The sequence below is a fragment of the Rhizobium arsenicireducens genome (assembly GCF_964021225.1).
Genome location: NZ_CAXHYK020000001.1, coordinates 1,853,619 through 1,871,426, shown reverse-complemented (window position 1 = coordinate 1,871,426; position 17,808 = coordinate 1,853,619). Strand labels below are relative to the sequence as shown.

Below are 17,808 nucleotides of genomic sequence, written 5' to 3'. Positions count from 1 at the left end.
ACAGCCGGTGAACCTATAAGGCGTTCAGGTTCGGCGCATCGCGGCGCGAGCCAGTGAGAGGATACCCCGACCTTGTCTATTCTTTCGTTTCTTGCGGTCTACTTCGTCATCTGGTGGCTCACGCTTTTCGTTATTCTGCCGATCGGCATGAAGACACAGGCCGAGGCTGACGACGTGGTTCCGGGCAGTGTCGAAAGCGCCCCGGCCCGCTTCCGTGGTGGCAAGGTCGTGCTTATCACCACCCTGGTTTCCGCCGTGATCTACGGCGCCTGGTATGTTGCAACCACATACCTGGGTATCGGACTCGACAGTCTGCCAAGCATTCTCCCAAAGTTCGACTGATCGCTCCATCAAGGCGCCTGCGTGTCGATTCTCATTCGGCACGGGTGATTGATCCTGAGGAACGCAGGCTAAGCCCCCGGTTTTTCAGGGGGGCCGGTGGAGAGTGTCTGTTTGGCACGGATTTCGCAAAATTCGTGGAGGCAAAAAAAAACAAGGTCCGAAGACCTTGTTCAAGTATCGCGTGATCCTTCACCAATTAAGGGGCAGCGAACAAGCGCGCCTAAGATCTGATCCTCCCAAGACTTGACCGCGAAGTCGGCAAGAAATTGAGCTTTCTGCCTGATTTATGGGCTAACGCTAGCCCAACTTGTGCGCTTTGTCACCCCATTTTTTGCATAATTGTAACAGTCGCCCGGAAAAATCGAGATGGTCGGATTTGTCGCAGTCGGTGTGCCGCATGGCGGCATTTTTGGTCCGCGGTGTTTCGATCCACGGGCCAATCGGGATCCGCTTGTGGGTGACGGGATGGCGGGACGGTGGCGGGTTTTCTTCGGGATGGGAAACCGCTATGAACGCTTCGAGAATTACCGTTGTAATGGCTGATTCCGCAGGTCTCGCGGAATCCTTAATTGTTGGAACCTGTTATGCGTCTTTCGCGCTATTTCCTGCCGATCCTCAAGGAAAACCCCAAGGAAGCGGAGATCGTCTCCCACCGTTTGATGCTGCGTGCGGGGATGATCCGTCAGCAGAGCCAAGGCATCTATTCCTGGTTGCCGCTTGGTAAGCGTGTGTTGGACAAGGTCAATGCCATCATTCGCGAAGAGCAGAACCGCGCAGGCGCGATCGAACTCCTGATGCCGACACTGCAATCGGCCGAGCTCTGGCAGGAGAGCGGTCGCTATGAGGACTACGGCAAGGAAATGCTGCGTATCAAGGACCGTCAGGAACGCCCGATGCTCTACGGTCCGACCAACGAAGAGATGGTCACAGACATCTTCCGTTCCTCGGTCAAGTCCTACAAGGATCTGCCGCTCAACCTCTACCATATCCAGCTGAAGTTTCGCGACGAGATCCGGCCGCGTTTCGGCACCATGCGCTCGCGTGAGTTCCTGATGAAGGATGCCTATTCCTTCGACCTGACCCAGGAAGACGCGATCCATTCCTACAACAAGATGTTCGCCGCCTATCTGCGGACCTTCGCGCGGCTGGGGCTTCGGGCTATACCGATGCGCGCTGATACAGGCCCGATCGGCGGCAACCACAGCCATGAGTTCATTATCCTTGCCGAGACGGGCGAGTCGGAAGTCTTCAGCCACAAGAGCTTCGTCGATTTCGACATTCCCTCCGAAGATACCGATTTCGATGACGTCGCCGGTCTGCAGGCGATCTTCGACAAGTGGACTTCGGTCTATGCCGCAACCTCGGAAATGCATGACGAGGTTGCCTTCAACGCCATTCCAGACGCCGACCGGCTCTCTGCCCGCGGCATTGAGGTCGGCCATATATTCTATTTCGGCACGAAATATTCCGAGCCGATGGGCGCCAAGGTCCAGGGTCCGGACGGCAAGGAGCACCTTGTCCACATGGGATCTTACGGCATCGGCCCGACCCGCCTTGTTCCCGCCATCATCGAAGCCTCGCATGACGAGAACGGCATCATCTGGCCGGATTCGGTTGCGCCGTTCGACTGCGTTGTCATCAACATGAAGACGGGCGATGCTGCTTGCGACGCGGCTTGCGAACGGCTCTACGGCGCTCTGACCAAGGCAGGCAAGGACGTGCTCTATGACGACACCGACGACCGCGCCGGCACGAAGTTCGCCACCGCTGATCTGATCGGCGTTCCGATGCAGGTCATTGCCGGCCCGCGCTCGGTCGCCAATGGCGAGATCGAGATCAAGGACCGCAAGACCGGTGCGCGCGAGACGATGACCATCGAGGCCGCCATCAACAAGCTGGTCGGCTAAGCGACCGAGCGAGGAGACGAGATGACGAGTGCAGCCTTAGCCAACGAGACGGCCGCGCCGGATGCCGGCCGGTCCGCTCGGCCTTTCTCCGCCTTCGAGCGCATGGTCGCCTGGCGCTACCTGCGGGCCCGGCGTAAGGAGGCCTTCATCTCGGTGATCGCCGGCTTCTCGTTCTTCGGAATCATGCTCGGAGTGGCGACGCTGATCATCGTCATGGCGGTGATGAATGGTTTTCGTACCGAGCTCATCTCGCGTATTCTCGGCATCAACGGCCACATGATCGTTCAACCGGTCGATGGTCCGCTGGACAATTACGCGGATCTGGCAACGAAATTCTCCGCCGTTCCGGGCGTTACCATGGCGTTGCCGCTCGTGGAGGGGCAGACGCTTGCCTCCGGCCGTGCGGGCGCTGGAACCGGTGCGCTGGTGCGCGGCATCCGCTCCGAGGACATGACCAAGCTGACGACAGTCTCGAGCAATATTCGCGCAGGCGACCTGGTCGGCTTTGCCGCGGGGCAGGGCGTTCTCGTCGGATCACGCATGGCCGCCAATCTTGGCATTACGGCTGGTGACACGATCACCCTCGTCTCGCCGGAGGGGGACGTCACCCCGCTCGGGGTCAATCCGCGGGTCAAGGCCTATCCGGTCTCCGGCGTCTTCGAGATCGGCATGTCGGAATATGACGCGTCGATCATCTATATGCCGCTCGAGGAGGCGCAGCTCTATTTTAACGCCGAAGGCCTCGTCCAATCGATCGAACTGTTCGTCGCCGATCCGGATGCGATCGACGCAATGCGAGTGAAGATCGAGGAGGCCGCCGGGCGCCAGATCTTTATCACCGACTGGCGCCAGCGCAATCAGACCTTCTTCTCTGCCCTGCAGGTCGAGCGAAACGTCATGTTCATGATCCTGACGCTGATCGTTCTGGTCGCCGCGCTCAACATCATCTCGGGTCTCATCATGCTGGTGAAGGACAAGTCGAGCGACATCGCCATCCTGCGCACCATGGGGGCGAGTGCCAACTCCATCATGCGGATCTTCTTCATGACCGGTGCGGCGATCGGCACGACAGGGACATTCGCCGGCGTTCTGCTCGGGGTGGTCGTCTGTCTCAATATCGAGTCGATCCGCGGTTTCTTCTCGTGGGTTTCGGGCACGGTCCTGTTCGATCCCGAACTCTACTTCCTCAGCAAGCTGCCTGCCGACATGAACGTCGGCGAGACGGTGTCCGTCGTTGTCATGGCGCTCAGCCTTTCCTTCCTGGCGACGATCTTCCCGGCCTGGCGCGCCTCGCGCCTCGATCCAGTCCAGGCCCTGCGCTACGAATAAGGATACCGCTCCATGGCTTCTGATACCGTTCTTTCGCTCTCGGGCATCGACCGCCATTATGGGCAGGGCGAAACCATACTCAGTATCCTCAAGGGCGCCGACTTCAGCCTCAAGAGCGGCGAGACCGTTGCTCTGGTCGCCCCCTCCGGCACAGGCAAGTCCACACTCCTGCATATTGCCGGCTTGCTCGAGCACCCCGATGCCGGCGAAGTGACGCTGGGGGGGGTCGCTTGTCAGGATTTGTCGGATGAGCGACGCACCACCATGCGCCGCCATTCCGTGGGCTTCGTCTACCAGTTCCACCACCTCCTTCCGGAATTCTCGGCACTGGAAAACATCATGATGCCGCAGCTCATCGCGGGCCTGTCGATTGCGGAGGCGCGCGAGCGGGCCTCTCAACTCCTCGACTACATGCGCATCGGTCACCGCGGCCAACATCGTCCGGCGGAGCTTTCCGGCGGCGAACAACAGCGCGTCGCCATCGCCCGTGCGGTGGCCAATGCGCCACTGGTGCTTCTGGCAGACGAGCCGACCGGCAACCTCGATCCGGAGACGGCATCCTATGTGTTTTCCGCGCTGGAAGCCCTGGTGCGCCAGTCCGGGCTCGCCGCCCTGATCGCCACCCACAATCACGAACTCGCGCGCCGGATGGATCGTTGCGTGACGCTGGTCGACGGCAAGATCGCCGATTTCGTCGCATAGTCCACGAGGCTTGCGGGATCGTCTAGTCGATCCCGCAAGCCTTGCTGCCGATCTCGTCCGTCCAATCCTCGATCGACACGGTCGTAGGGGCCACGCTTTGCGCGGTTTCGTCCCGCTTGAGCTTGCCGGTCACCACATTGTAGTCGCAGAAGCCGCTGTCAGCGACATCAAGCGTGTCACGGTAGGCGTAGGTGTAGCCGGCGACGATGAACCGGCCCTCGCGATAGGCAAGCGTCAGTGTCCTTTCCCAGCGGTTGCGGCCAATGGTGGAATTTTGCGACATCACGGCGATGGAGCCGTTGGCAAGCGCGGTGATCGCCGGATCCTGGCCATAGAAGCCGTCCAGTCTGGAATTTCCCCAGACTTTGTCCGGTGCGGATGTCACCAGCTTCAGCAGGCCGCGATCGCTCTCCGTGACATAAAGATAAATGCCGATAACCTCGTCATCGCTGCCGGGGGCAACAAGGAGGGCCAGATCCGTCGCTCCGTCTTTGTTCCAGTCGCCGGACGCCCCGGCGATAATCCGCTCGGCCGGAAACGATTGGGCAAGAACACCCATGGCCGGCAGCAGGCCCACCGACACCCACGAAAAGAACTGCTTGATCACTGTCCATCCCCTGAAAGCCTGTATGCGCAGTCTGTCGGATTACCGGCGCGAAGTCACGCGAGAGGCCGACTTAAAATGGTATTGACGCCAGAACAAAAAAGGAACATAAAGAAAACATAACGAGTAAGGAGAGAGCCATGACCGAAATTCTTCGTGACGTTGCCGCATTCGCCTCGATTTCCATGTTCGTCGCCAGCCTTTCGGTGATCATGCTGGCGCTTTGATTTTCGGCCGCTGATGCCTTTGGCCCTCGCATATCTGTAGAGATCCCGACCTCGGGCCAAACAGTTCTGGACTTCCCCTCGCACACGGCGGAAAATCACGCCTGATTCAGATGCGTGACGAGGATTGAGTTCGATGGCTGACAGGGTTGCGGGCGGGAATGGAAAAGAACCGTTTGGCGCAGGGCCGGGCTTTGTCCATTTGCGCGTGCATTCGGCTTATTCGCTGCTTGAAGGGGCCTTGCCGCTCAAGAAGATCCTCGGCAAGGCGGTCGCCGACGATCAGCCGGCAATCGCCATTACCGACACCAACAACCTGTTCGTTGCGCTCGAATTCTCGCAAAAGGCGCTCGGCGATGGGCTTCAGCCGATCATCGGTTGCCAGTTGTCGATCGACATGGAGGATGGCGGCACGGAAAAGCGGGCCGGGCAATCCGGGAACAGCGCCTATCCGGCAATTGTGCTTCTCGCTGCGGATGCGGCCGGTTATGAGCGGCTGGTCGATCTGGTCAGTCGCGCCTATCTCGGGGGTGATTCCTCGCAGGCGGTCCACATCTGCATGTCATGGCTCGAGGAGTTGGGGACGGATGGATTGATCGTTCTCACAGGCGCATCCAAGGGACCGGTCGATCTTGCCTTCAAGGAGGGCCATCGCGCCCAAGGCGAGGCGCGCCTGCTCGAGCTGAAGAGGCTGTTCGGCGACAGGCTCTACGTTGAACTGCAGCGGCATGGCGAGTTCGATCGCAGCCATGAGCGTCGCATGGTGGCTCTGGCCTACGAACACGACGTTCCGTTGGTCGCTACCAATGAGGCCTTTTTCCCGTCGCGTGACGACTACGAGGCGCATGATGCGTTGATGGCGGTCGCGCACAATGCGATCGTCTCGGATGACAGCCGCTTCCGCTTGACGCCCGATCATTACCTCAAAAGCCGGGCGGAGATGCAGTCGCTGTTTGCGGATCTGCCTGAGGCCTTGGCCAGCACGGTCGAGATCGCGCGGCGCTGCGCCTTCGTGCTTGATACACGCAAGCCGATCCTGCCGCGCTTCACCGGCGGCACTGACGATCCGCTGGAGGCGGAGCGCGCCGAAGCGCTGGAACTGCGCCGGCAGGCGGAGGAGGGGCTGGACGGGCGGCTCGCGGCCTTGGGGATGGCCCCGGGCTACGAAGAGCAGGACTATCGCGATCGGCTGGAGTTCGAACTTGGCGTCATCGAACGCATGAAGTTCCCCGGCTACTTTCTGATCGTTGCCGACTTCATCAAATGGGCGAAGCAACAGGATATTCCGGTCGGTCCCGGCCGTGGTTCGGGCGCGGGCTCGCTGGTTGCCTATGCGCTGACCATCACCGACGTCGATCCGCTGCGGTTTTCGCTGCTGTTCGAGCGCTTCCTCAATCCCGAACGCGTGTCGATGCCCGACTTCGACATCGACTTCTGCCAGGACCGGCGCGAAGAGGTGATCCGCTACGTGCAGCAGAAGTATGGCCGCGAACAGGTGGCGCAGATCATCACCTTCGGTTCGCTCCAGGCGCGTGCGGCCTTGCGCGATGTCGGCCGGGTGCTGGAAATGCCCTATGGACAGGTCGACAAGATCTGCAAGCTCGTGCCGAACAATCCGGCCAACCCGACGCCGCTGTCGAAGGCGATCGAGGAGGAGCCGAAGCTTCGGGAGGCGGCCGAAGAGGAGCCGGTCGTCGCGCGTCTGCTTGATATCGCCCAGAAGATTGAGGGTCTCTATCGTCACGCCTCGACCCACGCCGCCGGCATCGTTATCGGCGACCGGCCGCTGTCGAAGCTGGTGCCGATGTATCGCGATCCACGCTCCGACATGCCGGTCACCCAGTTCAACATGAAATGGGTCGAACAGGCCGGTCTCGTCAAGTTCGACTTCCTCGGCCTGAAGACGCTGACCGTGCTGAAGACCGCGGTCGATTTCGTCTGGGAGCAGCGTGGCATCAAGGTCGACCTCGCAGCCATCCCGCTCGACGACACGCTGACCTACGAGATGCTGTCGCGCGGCGAGACGGTCGGCGTGTTCCAGGTGGAAAGTGCGGGCATGCGCAAGGCCCTGATCGGCATGCGGCCTGACTGTATCGAGGACATCATCGCGCTGGTCGCACTCTATCGTCCAGGCCCGATGGAGAACATCCCGGTCTACAATGCCCGCAAGCATGGCGAGGAGGAAATCGCCTCCATTCATCCGCAGATCGACTATCTCCTGAAGGAAACGCAAGGGGTTATCGTCTACCAGGAGCAGGTCATGCAGATCGCCCAGGTGCTGTCGGGCTATTCGCTTGGCGAAGCCGATCTTCTGCGTCGCGCCATGGGTAAGAAGATCAAGGCGGAGATGGACCAGCAGAGCGCCCGTTTTGTCGACGGGGCGATGAAGAACGGCGTGTCCAAGCCGCAGGCCGAGAACATCTTCGAACTTCTCGCCAAGTTCGCCAACTACGGCTTCAACAAGTCGCACGCCGCAGCCTACGCAATCGTCTCCTACCAGACCGCCTACATGAAGGCGCATTTCCCGACCGAGTTCCTTGCCGCGTCGATGACGCTCGACATGGCGAATACCGAAAAGCTCAACGACTTCCGCCAGGATGCCGGACGGCTCGGTATCGAGGTCGTGCCGCCCTCGGTGCAGACCTCTTTTCGCCATTTCCAGGCGGGGCTGAACCGCATCTGCTATGCCCTGGCCGCGCTCAAAGGCGTCGGCGATTCCGCCGTTCAGCATATTGTCGAAGTGAGGGGGGATAAGCCTTTCGAATCCATCGAGGATTTCTGCCTGCGGATCGATCCGAAACAGGTAAACCGGCGGGTCTTCGAAAGCCTGATCTGCGCCGGCGCCTTCGATTGCTTCGGCCGCGATCGCGCCGAACTGGTGGGTGGGCTCGACCGCGTCCTCGGTTATGCCCAGCGTGCCCAGGAGAATGCGGTGAGCGGGCAATCCGATATGTTCGGCTCGGGCGCTGCAAGCGGTCCGGAACGTATTTCATTCCCGGATTCGGCAGCCTGGTTGCCATCGGAAAAGCTGATGCGGGAGTTCCAGGTGCTCGGTTTCTACCTGACGGCCCATCCCCTCGATTCCTATCGCTCGCTGCTCGAGAAGATGCGCGTGCAAAACATCGCCGATTTTACGCAATCGGTCCGCCAGGGCGCGACCGCCGGCCGGCTTGCCGGAACGGTGATCGGGCGCCAGGAGCGCAAGACGCGGACCGGCAACAAGATGGGCATCGTCACCTTTTCCGATGCCTCCGGCCAGTATGAAGCCGTGCTGTTCTCCGAGGGCCTGAACCAGTACCGCGACCTGCTCGAACCGGGCAAATCACTGGTCATTACGGTTGCTGCCGAAGAGCGCCCAGAAGGCATCGGGTTGAGGATCCAGACTGCGCAGTCGCTGGAAGAGAAATCGGTCCAGATGCAAAAGACGCTACGCGTCTACGTGCGCGATTCCGGCCCGCTGAAGACGGTCGCCGCCCACCTCAACACCCGCGGCGACGGCCTCGTTTCATTCATCGTGATCAAGGAGGACGGTCAGCGGGAGATCGAGGTCGAACTCACTGAAAAATATCGAATCTCGCCTGAGGTCGCTGCGGCCATGCGCTCGGCGCCTGGCGTGGTCGATGTTGAACTGGTCTGAGCCGGCGCGCCTCAGGACTTGGGCGCGCGGCGGGTGATGGTGATGAAGTCCGTGCCGCGGCCGGTTTCCGGTCCGATTCCGCTATCCGAGATGGTCAAGGAGGTACCCTTGCTCATCAGCATTTCGATCCGTTGGCGGATATCCTCGGGGATCGTGATGCGATCGAGTGCCGCGGCAGCGTTGTAGATGGCGGTGTCGTCGGCCTGTGTGGTGATGCCCAGCCGCTTGACCGTCGTCTTTGAAAGGTGGTTCTCCAGCGTCACTGCACGCCATGTCGCTTTCTCGCCGTAGCGGTCGACATCGACGGCCTCGATGAAATGGGTGCCGAGGGCGATATGCGGATCGTCGATCGTCACCGGGGCCTCGAACAGCGGCTTGAACTTCTGCCGCACCATAATTTGGCCCAAGGAGGGCTCTCCCTTGCCGGCGCTCTGATAAAGCGCGCCGAGGAATTCCGCCGTGATCAACTCGCCCCGGGTGTCGAGGCCTTTCCAGCGCTTGAAACCGTTGACGGCGGCGACTGTCATCTTGCCGACAAGACCATCCGGGATGCCGGCGTCGAAGCCCAGTTCACCGAGCAGGGCCTGCGCCGCGATCAGCGTTTCGCGCTGGTCGCGGCGGGTGATCAGGATGCGAAGTGGCGGCTCCTCTTTAAGCTCGACCTTGGCCGTGGCTCCGGCTTTCGGCAGCACATCGGCCATGGCCACCTCGACGGGCTGGAGCGAGGCGTCGATCGCACTGGGCCGCAATTCGGCATCGGACAGCAACTGGCCCTCGGGTTGCTGAAGACGTGGGCTGAACAATGTTGCATGTTCCAGCAAGACCGGCGCCACCGGATTGTCGGTGATGATCACATGCGCACCGCGTTCGGTCATGCCGTAGAGCTGCTTGGCAAAGGCTCGCGGGATCCGGATGCAGCCGTGCGAGGCTGGGTAGTTCGGCACGCTGCTTGATTCGTGCAGGGCGATACCGGACCAGGTCAGCCGCTGCATCCACGGCATGGGTGCATTCGAATAGAGATTGGACTCGTGGTATTTGCGCTTCTCCAGGATCGAGAAAATCCCTGACGGCGTCGTATGGCCGGGTTTGCCGGTCGAAACCTTTGAGGTCGCGATCACCTGATCTCCGTCATAGACGGTCAGCGACTGTTCCGCCTTGGACACGAAAATCTGGAGCGAATCTCCACCGCCGGCCAAGGCCGGTGTGGCAAGGATGGTCGCAGACAGAAGGCCGAGTGAAGCAGCCAGCGACTTGATCATGGTATGGGATCCCTCACGCAATACGAATTCCGCCAGATTATAATTCGATGCTTAAGGAAAGTTTGAAGAGAAATCGATGTTCACGAACTCGTGTATGCCGATACAAACCTTTGACAGCGGCTATGGCTGCTCACAGTTTGTTGATTGCGTCCACCGGCCGTAAGTATAATTCAAGGATCACCCGGACGGTTTTTTGACGGGAATGTATAGCCGGTTTGCACGCTTGCCTTGCCGAACTTGTGACGCAGTTCATCCATGGCGGCCTCGGCGGCGGCGCGGCGCTTGGCCTGCTCGTCGACAAGATCCGGCGGATCGGCGAGCGTCTGGTCCTGAAGGTCCGTGACACCGATCCCGATCAGGCGGAAGCGCGTTCCATCGGTTTCCTTTTCAAGCAGACTGAGCCCGATGCGAAATATCCTGTCGGCAAGCTGGGTCGGGTCGTCAAGGCGGCGATTGCGCGTCCTTCCCTTGAAGTCGGCGGTTTTGAGTTTCAGCACCACGGTCTGGCCGGCTATACCGCTCCTCTTTAGCCGCCACGCGACCTTTTCAGACAGCGCTCGCAGGTGGGTCACCAGTTCCTCGTAATGCGAGATATCGTCGAAGAAGGTCGTCTCGGCCGAAACGCTCTTGGCGGCGTCATTGAGATGGACATCACGATCATCGACGCCGCGCGACAGACGGAACAGACGCTGGCCCATGGACCCGTAACGGCGCATGAGGTCACCTTCCTCCATCGTCTGTAACTGGCCGATGGTGCGGATTCCGTCGCGCTCCAGCGTCGCAGCAAAGGCCCTGCCGACGCCCCAGATGGTTGTGACCGGGCGTGGCGCCAGGAAAGACAAGGCCTCGGCTTCGCCGATTACCGAGAAGCCGCGCGGCTTCTGAAGGTCGGAGGCGACCTTGGCGAGGAACTTGCAGTAGGAAAGGCCGACGGAGACCGTGATGCCGATCTCCTCTTCCACCCGCTGGGCAAAACGCGCCAGGACGCGCGCAGGAGGATCGTGATGCAGTCGCTCGGTGCCCCTGAGCTCAAGGAAAGCCTCGTCGATCGACAGCGGTTGGACGAGCGGCGTCAGCTCTTCCATCATCGACCGCACCTGCCGCCCGACACGCGCATATTTCTCCATGTCCGGTTTGATCACCGCCGCCTGCGGACAGGCTTCCAGTGCCTTGAACATCGGCATGGCCGAGCGAACGCCATAGATTCGAGCGATGTAGCAGGCGGTTGAGACGACGCCACGCTTTCCCCCGCCGATGATCACCGGCCTGTCGACCAGTTCGGGATTGTCGCGTTTCTCTATCGAGGCATAGAATGCGTCGCAATCGATATGGGCGAGCGTCAGCCGGTAGAGTTCGGGGTGGTAGACGAGGCGAGGGCTGCCGCAGGCGCGGCAACGCGTCCGGCTCTCCGGCTGCCCGGCCAGGCAGTCGCGACAAAAGCCGGGAGATGGGATCGGATCGTCGGTCATTGATTGGAACAAATGTTGAACATTCGCGCGCCTAGCGTTACTCTTTGATGAGTTGGGTGACAAGGAAAAATGCAATGGACGGACAATTCCGTGCCCAACCTCTCACGGCCGACCGCTGGAGCGATTTTGAGGCAGTCATGGGCCCCCACGGTGCCTGTTATGGCTGCTGGTGCACTCATTTCCGCCTGTCACCTTCTCAGAGGAAGGGCTTGGCGGGCAGCGAGAAGAAGGATTTCATGCACCGACGCGTGAGTGTGGGACCACCGGCGGGGCTCATCGGCTATCTCGGTGACAGGCCGGTCGGCTGGGTGCAGGTGGGGCCTCGTGCCGATGTGCCGAACTGGAATTCGCCCCGCACCGTCTCGCGGCCGCTCGAAGAGCGAGACGCTGCCGACCTAGCGGTCTGGGCGGTGAGCTGCTTCTTCATCGTGTCGGAAGAGCGCGGCAAGGGCTTGAGCCACAGGATGCTCGATGCCGCCGTCGCTCATGCCCGCGTGGCCGCTGCGCGCATCATTGAAGCTTGTCCGATCGAGCGGACCAAACAATCGAAGTCCGTCGGGCTTTATGTCGGATCGAAGCGAATTTTTGAGGCGGCGGAATTTGTCGAGGTGGCCGCGAGAAAAGAGGGAAGGCCGCTGATGCGGCTGGTACTTTGAGTTCCGCGGCCTGGCGAGGCTTCAGTATTCTCCCGACTCGAGTGTCGGGCCGGAATAGTGATGCGAAGCCCTGACCACCGCCTCCGGTTCGGTGCCGGACGCCGCGCAAAAGGCCATGAGGGTCGGCTCGTGCGCCATCAGGAAATCCAGCATGCCGGCCATGAAGGCGGGGTCGCGAATCGCCTGGCGCAAGTGGTCGGGACGCGTACCCGAGAGTGCCAGAAAGCGGCCGAGCATGTCTGGTTCGCCGGCAAGCCAGCTAAGAACGGCGATGGCGGTTTCCTCGGCGCTGGCTGGTATGCTGCTGTTCTTCATGGGCCTTTCCGCAATTCTCAATAGAGTTACCTATTTCTCAACCAAATGACCTTAGCATGACATCGCACCAGAAGTGCAAACTGCCGGACCGCAACGTTCAGCGGACGCCAGGCGGGATCAAGGGACGGGACTTATGCCGAAGAAGGTAATGATTGTCGAAGACAACGAGCTCAATATGAAGCTCTTCCGCGATCTTATCGAAGCCTCGGGCTATGAGACGATCCAGACTCGCAATGGCATGGAAGCGCTTGATCTGGCGCGCAAGTACCGTCCGGACCTCATCTTGATGGACATCCAGCTGCCAGAAGTCTCCGGCCTTGACGTGACACGGTGGTTGAAGGAGGATCCAGAACTGCATGTGATACCGGTGATCGCGGTCACGGCCTTTGCGATGAAAGGCGACGAGGAGCGCATTCGCCAGGGCGGTTGCGAGGCTTATGTCTCCAAGCCGATCTCGGTGCCAAAGTTCATCGAGACGATTAAGACCTATCTTGGCGATGCGTGAGGGAATGGACCGATGACCGCGAGAATACTTGTCGTCGACGATATCCCCGCCAATGTGAAGCTGCTTGAGGCGCGTCTGATCGCCGAGTATTTCGACGTTTTGACCGCCGATAACGGCCGCGACGCACTCGACATCTGCGATCGCACGCAGGTCGACGTCATCCTTCTCGACATCATGATGCCGGGCATGGACGGTTTCGAAGTCTGCGAGCGGTTGAAGGCCAATCCGCGTACCGCACATATCCCGGTCGTTATGGTGACGGCGCTTGATCAGCCGTCAGACCGTGTGCGTGGCCTGAAGGCCGGCGCCGACGATTTTCTCACCAAGCCGGTTAGTGACCTTCAACTGATTTCCCGGGTCAAGAGCCTGGTGCGCCTGAAGACCCTGAGCGACGAATTGCGTATCCGCGCCGACACGGCGCAGTCGATCGGTATCGACGATCCACTCCGTCTCAGCGACGGTCGGCTCGAAGAAGCGGCCCAGGTGCTGCTGGTCGATAGCCGTGGCAACTCGCAGGAACGGATCATCAAGACCCTGAAGCCAATCGCCGTCGTAACTGCGATGTCCGACCCGCAGGCTGCCGTGTTTGATGCCGCCGAGAATTCATTCGATCTTGTGATCGTCAACGGCAATCTCGATGATTATGATCCGCTGCGGATCTGCTCGCAGCTGCGCTCGCTGGAACGCACGCGCTTCATTCCGATCCTGTTGATCACTGAGCACGGCGACGAGCAGATGATCGTGCGTGCCCTTGATCTCGGCGTGAACGACTATATCGTGCGTCCACTCGATCCGAACGAACTGGTGGCCCGCTCGCTGACACAGATCCGCCGCAAGCGGTTCAACGATCGCCTGCGGCACAGCGTGACGCATACTATCGAACTCGCTGTCACAGATGGTCTGACCGGCCTGCACAACCGCCGTTATCTTGATAGCCATCTGAAGATGCTTTTCACCCGAGCCCAGACGCGCGGCAAGCTGCTTTCCGTCTGCGTCACCGACATAGACCGCTTCAAGCAGGTCAATGATACCTATGGCCACGACGCCGGCGACGAGGTGCTGAAGGAGTTCGCAATGCGCATTCGCTCGACCGTGCGCGGCGCCGACCTTGCCTGCCGCTATGGCGGCGAGGAGTTTGTCGTGGTCATGCCGGATACGGCGCCGGATGCGGCCGCTCTCATAGCAGAGCGCCTGCGAGGCATTATCGAGTCCAAGCCGTTCGTGCTCAAGGGCTCTGGGTTGTCTCTCGATATCACCGCGTCCATGGGTATAGCGACCGTCGGCAAGGGCATAGATACGCAGGAACAACTGCTGAAGCAGGCCGACCGCGCGCTCTATCAGGCGAAGAAGGACGGACGCAACCGCGTGGTTGCCGCTGCGGCGTGAGGCCTCGTGTACCAAAACGAAGCGCGTCGCACCGCGCCTGCCGCTTGCGGTGAGATGAAATTCATCTGTCAAGCTGCCATATTTGGGGATTTCGCCGGATTGGCCTGTGATTGATAGTCGAAAAATTCTTGTTTTTGTTCGCGCCTAGGGGAAGCGTTGAAAGCAATTGAAATCGGCACCTATTGTTGTGTTGCCTGGATGAGTTTCGCTTTTATAAGTGGTGGTTGACAACGCAAAAGTATACTGGCGGCTGCGGCGCACTCTCCGAATAAATTCCCCTTCTTTGCATTTTCATACACAGCGGAAATAATACGTTTGCCTGGCATTCCGACGGGATGCCTCGCTTTGCCACTCCGACGCGAGAGATTTTACTTGCGATGTTGGCCTGGTGTTTAAAGTATAGTCAATTGTGTCCGATGGTTGCCGTCGACCTACACTGCGCTTTTGCCGGTGATCTTAACCATAGGCAAAAGCAAAATGTGAAAGAGTTAAGAAACTGTTGATTCTGAACCCAAGTTGAGCGAAGTTGAGCCAACAGAAAGAACGCCTCTTAAGAGAGGCCTTCCGATACCCCATGATGCTCAGGTCCGCCGCATCACCTGGATCGTGGGGTCGGTCGGTTGGCATGCAAGTAATCAACGGTTCCTCGTGCCGTATTTGCGTGCCGACCGACCCCCTTTTTGAAAGCGAAAGGCACCGCAGCCGTTAAGTTGCGCGGTGCCTTTTGTTTTTTGGCCCGTATGCGTCGGTTTGGCCAGGCGAGACGCAATTGGCACAGCGGACGTCACAAAACAAAAAAAAGGCGCGTCGCCGGAGCAACGCGCCTGATATGATGAAAACCGATCAGGAATTACTTGATCTTGGCTTCCTTGAATTCGACGTGCTTCCGCACGATCGGATCGTACTTCGTCTTCGTCATCTTGTCCGTCATCGTACGGCTGTTCTTGGTCGTGACGTAGAAGAAACCCGTGTCGGCTGTCGACAGTAGCTTGATCTTGATTGTTGTAGCCTTGGCCATGGTCGTCCTGCCTCTAATAAACGAAGCCGTGGACGACCGAACGAAGCCCACGGCAAATCTGGCGCGAAACTACAAATCACGCCGGAAAAGTCAAGTCTGTTTACCCTTGAAAAGCAGCCTTCCCACGGAAAGCGCCACGTAGAGCCCAAAGAATCCGGCAATTGCCCAGGCAAAGCCGTGATTTCCGGAGATGTCGATGGCGGCGCCGATCGCCTGCGGACCGGCAACCGTGCCGACGGCATAGCAGAAAACGAAGGCGGCATTGGCGGCCGCAAGGTCGGAACCGGTCAGGCGCGAGCCGAGGTGGCTGAGGCCGACGGTATAGAGCCCGGAGACACTGCCACCCCAGAACAGCAGTACCACGGCCATCAGCAGCCAGTTCTCGGACAGCCAGGGGAGGGCTAGCGAGCCCGCAAGCCCGATCAATGCCATGGCGGACAACAGAAGTCTCCGATCCTTCAGACGGTCAGAGAGCATGCCGAGGGGGATCTGGAAGATCATGTTGCCGACGCCCATCACGGTCAGTAGCAGGGCCGCCTGCGATTCGCCAAAGCCGATTCGGGTCGCGTAGATCGGGAAGAGCGACAATCCCCCGACCTCGACGGCGCCGAAGACGAAGACCGCGGCCGTCGCTGTCGGCACGAGGAAGATATAGCGCAGGAAATGAGTGCTGGGCTTCCCGTCGAGCGCCGGGCTTTCGCCACGGGCGACAAAGATCGGAATGGCAGCGACAAGAATGGCCACGGCACCCACGGCAAACGGCAGGATCCCGTCACTGCCTATTAATGAGAAGAGCAGGGGGCCTGAGGCAAAGCCGACCGACAGCACGGTCGCGTAGATTCCGAGTACAAGGCCACGCCGCGACGGCGGTGCTGCGGCATTGATCCAGAACTCTGACAGGATGAAAAGGGTGGTGGTTGCTCCGTGGAAGACGATACGCAGGGGAAACCACATCCAGAACTGTTCGGCATAGTAGAAGCCGAGTGAGCTTATGGAAGCCAACAGGACGGCCCACAGCATGGTGGGCGCTACGCCCCAGGAATGGGCGAGCTTGGTGGATATCGGTGCTGCCGCCATCGCGGCGAGGCCCGCCATCGCCGAATTCAGCCCGATCATCGTCGACGAGATGCCGCGCTTTTCCAAAATGATGCTGAGCAGCGGCAGGCCGAGACCGATGGCGATTCCGACTGCGGTGATTGCCGATATCGCGGCAACGAGCGAAGGCCAGTGAATTGCCTCGCGGTGACCGTTTGCGCCGCGTGCCGGCTGTGACATCAGTCTGACCTCAGATGGTTTCGCGATAGAAGCGGCCGTTGCGGCAAAAGTAGAACGGGCCGTCGCTTCCGAACGGCAGCGATGGATCGCATTTCATCTGTGCCCTCACATCATCGAGGATCGTCCTCGTGATCTCGGGCATGTTCAGGCTGGAAAGGTCCTGCATGTCAAGCCAACGAAGGTCGTGCAGTTCGGACGAATCGCTGATGCCTGCCGGATCGATCGCTGCTTCGTCAGTGAACGTCAGGAAGAATCGCGTGTCGAAACGCCGCACATGACCCGGTGGCGTAATGGCACGGGCGACATAGCGCAGGCTGGCCAGATCGGCGTGCAGGCGCGAAAGCCCTTTGCGGCCATTCTCCGCGCGTCCGAGCAGGAGTCCGGTCTCCTCGACCAGTTCGCGCACGGCCGCCAGGGCGAGACCCCGGCTGCGGTTGAGTGCAGCGGCGCTGGCGTCGCCGCCGGTCAGCCTGGCAAGCACCAGTGGGTTCAGATCGCGAATAAAGGGCTGCCGGCTGTCGCCGCGGTCGCGCCGTCCACCTGGAAAGACATAGAGGTTTGGCATGAAGACATGCGCGCTGCCCCGCTTGCCCATCAGCACGCGCGGTACGCTGCTGGTCCGGTCGACAAGCAGAATTGACGCCGCATCCCGCGGACGTATTCTTGCGGACGCTTGGGATTCCGCGTCTTGCCGATTGAACGGATGGCTGCTCATGGTGTGGTCGTCGGACCGTAGTTTTCGGGTTCGTCCGTCTCTCCGCCAAAACCGTGCATCCTGAGCGCCCATTGCAGACCGATTACGCCGCCCTTGATCGGCTGGATGGTGGCGAGCGCGGTGATGAGGCCCAACGGCGCCCAGATTGCCAGGTGGATCCACTCGGACGCCGGAAAGATGAGATCGGTGAGCATGAATCCGCCGAGCAATACATGGCCGAGCACCATGATCACGAGATAGGGTGGCAGGTCGTCGGAACGGTGGTGGAATATCTCCTCGCCACAGGCCGCGCAGGTGTCTACCGGCTTGAGATAGGCGCGGAACAGCTTGCCGCTTCCGCAGGCCGGACACTGGTTGAGCATGCCGCGTAAGATAGAGCGGCCGACCGGCCGTTCTGTCGGGGCTTCTCCGCCCAGATGCAGCATCTCCTGTTGCTGGCTGGCAGGCATATCTTTTCCTTCCATA

The 17,808-nt window shown here is 60.2% G+C and carries 16 protein-coding genes; 8 read left to right on the top strand and 8 right to left on the bottom strand.

Features of this window, described 5'->3' with window-relative positions:
- The first annotated feature begins 72 nt into the window (after nucleotides 1-72).
- The 4 genes from ACWPVA_RS09270 to ACWPVA_RS09255 all read left to right on the top strand — a co-directional run bounded on the left by ACWPVA_RS09270 (nucleotide 73) and on the right by ACWPVA_RS09255 (nucleotide 4,280).
- On the top strand, nucleotides 73-342 hold the full coding sequence (locus ACWPVA_RS09270; RefSeq protein ID WP_454287406.1) for a DUF1467 family protein: 270 nt from the start codon (nucleotides 73-75) through the stop codon (nucleotides 340-342).
- Between the two features lie 584 nt (nucleotides 343-926).
- Nucleotides 927-2,249 carry a proline--tRNA ligase gene (proS, locus tag ACWPVA_RS09265; RefSeq protein WP_454289558.1) on the top strand — a complete coding sequence of 441 codons (1,323 nt, stop codon included), beginning with the start codon at nucleotides 927-929 and terminating at the stop codon, nucleotides 2,247-2,249.
- 21 nt (nucleotides 2,250-2,270) lie between these two features.
- Nucleotides 2,271-3,578 carry a lipoprotein-releasing ABC transporter permease subunit gene (locus ACWPVA_RS09260; RefSeq protein WP_454287405.1) on the top strand — a complete coding sequence of 436 codons (1,308 nt, stop codon included), beginning with the start codon at nucleotides 2,271-2,273 and terminating at the stop codon, nucleotides 3,576-3,578.
- A 12-nt stretch (nucleotides 3,579-3,590) separates the two neighbouring features.
- Nucleotides 3,591-4,280: an ABC transporter ATP-binding protein gene (locus ACWPVA_RS09255; protein ID WP_454287404.1), complete on the top strand. Its 690-nt coding sequence runs from the start codon at nucleotides 3,591-3,593 to the stop codon at nucleotides 4,278-4,280.
- 22 nt (nucleotides 4,281-4,302) lie between these two features.
- Here ACWPVA_RS09255 and ACWPVA_RS09250 read toward each other — a convergent pair whose 3' ends face one another.
- Complete coding sequence (locus tag ACWPVA_RS09250; RefSeq protein ID WP_454287403.1) at nucleotides 4,303-4,887, bottom strand: hypothetical protein; 585 nt, start codon at nucleotides 4,885-4,887, stop codon at nucleotides 4,303-4,305.
- 357 nt (nucleotides 4,888-5,244) lie between these two features.
- On the opposite strand from ACWPVA_RS09250, the gene dnaE reads away from it, so the two are divergent.
- Nucleotides 5,245-8,745, top strand: coding sequence for a DNA polymerase III subunit alpha (gene dnaE / locus ACWPVA_RS09245; protein WP_454287402.1), 3,501 nt, complete (start codon nucleotides 5,245-5,247; stop codon nucleotides 8,743-8,745).
- 11 nt (nucleotides 8,746-8,756) lie between these two features.
- On the opposite strand, the gene ACWPVA_RS09240 is transcribed toward dnaE, so the two are convergent.
- Together ACWPVA_RS09240 and ACWPVA_RS09235 are read right to left on the bottom strand one after the other, a co-directional pair.
- Nucleotides 8,757-10,004: a L,D-transpeptidase family protein gene (locus ACWPVA_RS09240; protein ID WP_454287401.1), complete on the bottom strand. Its 1,248-nt coding sequence runs from the start codon at nucleotides 10,002-10,004 to the stop codon at nucleotides 8,757-8,759.
- A gap of 170 nt (nucleotides 10,005-10,174) precedes the next feature.
- The gene (locus tag ACWPVA_RS09235; RefSeq protein WP_454287400.1) at nucleotides 10,175-11,473 is read right to left on the bottom strand and encodes a DNA polymerase IV; all 1,299 of its coding nucleotides are present in this window, start codon (nucleotides 11,471-11,473) and stop codon (nucleotides 10,175-10,177) included.
- 74 nt (nucleotides 11,474-11,547) lie between these two features.
- On the opposite strand from ACWPVA_RS09235, the gene ACWPVA_RS09230 reads away from it, so the two are divergent.
- On the top strand, nucleotides 11,548-12,129 hold the full coding sequence (locus tag ACWPVA_RS09230) for a GNAT family N-acetyltransferase (RefSeq protein WP_454287399.1): 582 nt from the start codon (nucleotides 11,548-11,550) through the stop codon (nucleotides 12,127-12,129).
- A 21-nt stretch (nucleotides 12,130-12,150) separates the two neighbouring features.
- Here ACWPVA_RS09230 and ACWPVA_RS09225 read toward each other — a convergent pair whose 3' ends face one another.
- Complete coding sequence (locus ACWPVA_RS09225; RefSeq protein WP_454287398.1) at nucleotides 12,151-12,444, bottom strand: DUF3572 domain-containing protein; 294 nt, start codon at nucleotides 12,442-12,444, stop codon at nucleotides 12,151-12,153.
- A gap of 133 nt (nucleotides 12,445-12,577) precedes the next feature.
- Between ACWPVA_RS09225 and ACWPVA_RS09220 the strand changes: the two genes are divergently transcribed.
- Nucleotides 12,578-12,949 (top strand): response regulator, encoded by a 372-nt coding sequence (locus ACWPVA_RS09220; protein ID WP_454287397.1) that lies wholly within the window; start codon nucleotides 12,578-12,580, stop codon nucleotides 12,947-12,949.
- 12 nt (nucleotides 12,950-12,961) lie between these two features.
- Nucleotides 12,962-14,335: a PleD family two-component system response regulator gene (locus ACWPVA_RS09215; RefSeq protein WP_454287396.1), complete on the top strand. Its 1,374-nt coding sequence runs from the start codon at nucleotides 12,962-12,964 to the stop codon at nucleotides 14,333-14,335.
- Between the two features lie 850 nt (nucleotides 14,336-15,185).
- Here ACWPVA_RS09215 and rpmG read toward each other — a convergent pair.
- The 4 genes from rpmG to ACWPVA_RS09195 form a co-directional block, all read right to left on the bottom strand.
- A complete protein-coding gene (gene rpmG, locus ACWPVA_RS09210; protein ID WP_454287395.1) occupies nucleotides 15,186-15,353 on the bottom strand; it encodes a 50S ribosomal protein L33 in 168 nt (55 codons plus the stop codon).
- A 90-nt stretch (nucleotides 15,354-15,443) separates the two neighbouring features.
- Nucleotides 15,444-16,628 (bottom strand): MFS transporter, encoded by a 1,185-nt coding sequence (locus ACWPVA_RS09205; RefSeq protein ID WP_454287394.1) that lies wholly within the window; start codon nucleotides 16,626-16,628, stop codon nucleotides 15,444-15,446.
- A gap of 10 nt (nucleotides 16,629-16,638) precedes the next feature.
- Nucleotides 16,639-17,343, bottom strand: a complete 705-nt coding sequence (locus ACWPVA_RS09200) for an NUDIX hydrolase (RefSeq protein WP_454287393.1) — start codon at nucleotides 17,341-17,343, stop codon at nucleotides 16,639-16,641.
- Nucleotides 17,340-17,792, bottom strand: a complete 453-nt coding sequence (locus ACWPVA_RS09195; RefSeq protein WP_454287392.1) for a DUF983 domain-containing protein — start codon at nucleotides 17,790-17,792, stop codon at nucleotides 17,340-17,342. The genes ACWPVA_RS09200 and ACWPVA_RS09195 overlap by 4 nt, the downstream gene beginning before the upstream one ends.
- Nucleotides 17,793-17,808 lie beyond the last annotated feature (16 nt).

Coding starts and splice junctions, on each gene's coding strand:
- ACWPVA_RS09220 (WP_454287397.1), top strand. CDS start 12,578: ATGCCGAAGAAGGTAATGATTGTCGAAGACAACGAGCTCAATATGAAG.
- ACWPVA_RS09230 (WP_454287399.1), top strand. CDS start 11,548: ATGGACGGACAATTCCGTGCCCAACCTCTCACGGCCGACCGCTGGAGC.
- ACWPVA_RS09215 (WP_454287396.1), top strand. CDS start 12,962: ATGACCGCGAGAATACTTGTCGTCGACGATATCCCCGCCAATGTGAAG.
- ACWPVA_RS09255 (WP_454287404.1), top strand. CDS start 3,591: ATGGCTTCTGATACCGTTCTTTCGCTCTCGGGCATCGACCGCCATTAT.
- ACWPVA_RS09200 (WP_454287393.1), bottom strand. CDS start 17,343: ATGAGCAGCCATCCGTTCAATCGGCAAGACGCGGAATCCCAAGCGTCC.
- dnaE (WP_454287402.1), top strand. CDS start 5,245: ATGGCTGACAGGGTTGCGGGCGGGAATGGAAAAGAACCGTTTGGCGCA.
- ACWPVA_RS09235 (WP_454287400.1), bottom strand. CDS start 11,473: ATGACCGACGATCCGATCCCATCTCCCGGCTTTTGTCGCGACTGCCTG.
- proS (WP_454289558.1), top strand. CDS start 927: ATGCGTCTTTCGCGCTATTTCCTGCCGATCCTCAAGGAAAACCCCAAG.
- ACWPVA_RS09195 (WP_454287392.1), bottom strand. CDS start 17,792: ATGCCTGCCAGCCAGCAACAGGAGATGCTGCATCTGGGCGGAGAAGCC.
- ACWPVA_RS09205 (WP_454287394.1), bottom strand. CDS start 16,628: ATGTCACAGCCGGCACGCGGCGCAAACGGTCACCGCGAGGCAATTCAC.
- ACWPVA_RS09260 (WP_454287405.1), top strand. CDS start 2,271: ATGACGAGTGCAGCCTTAGCCAACGAGACGGCCGCGCCGGATGCCGGC.
- ACWPVA_RS09240 (WP_454287401.1), bottom strand. CDS start 10,004: ATGATCAAGTCGCTGGCTGCTTCACTCGGCCTTCTGTCTGCGACCATC.
- rpmG (WP_454287395.1), bottom strand. CDS start 15,353: ATGGCCAAGGCTACAACAATCAAGATCAAGCTACTGTCGACAGCCGAC.
- ACWPVA_RS09225 (WP_454287398.1), bottom strand. CDS start 12,444: ATGAAGAACAGCAGCATACCAGCCAGCGCCGAGGAAACCGCCATCGCC.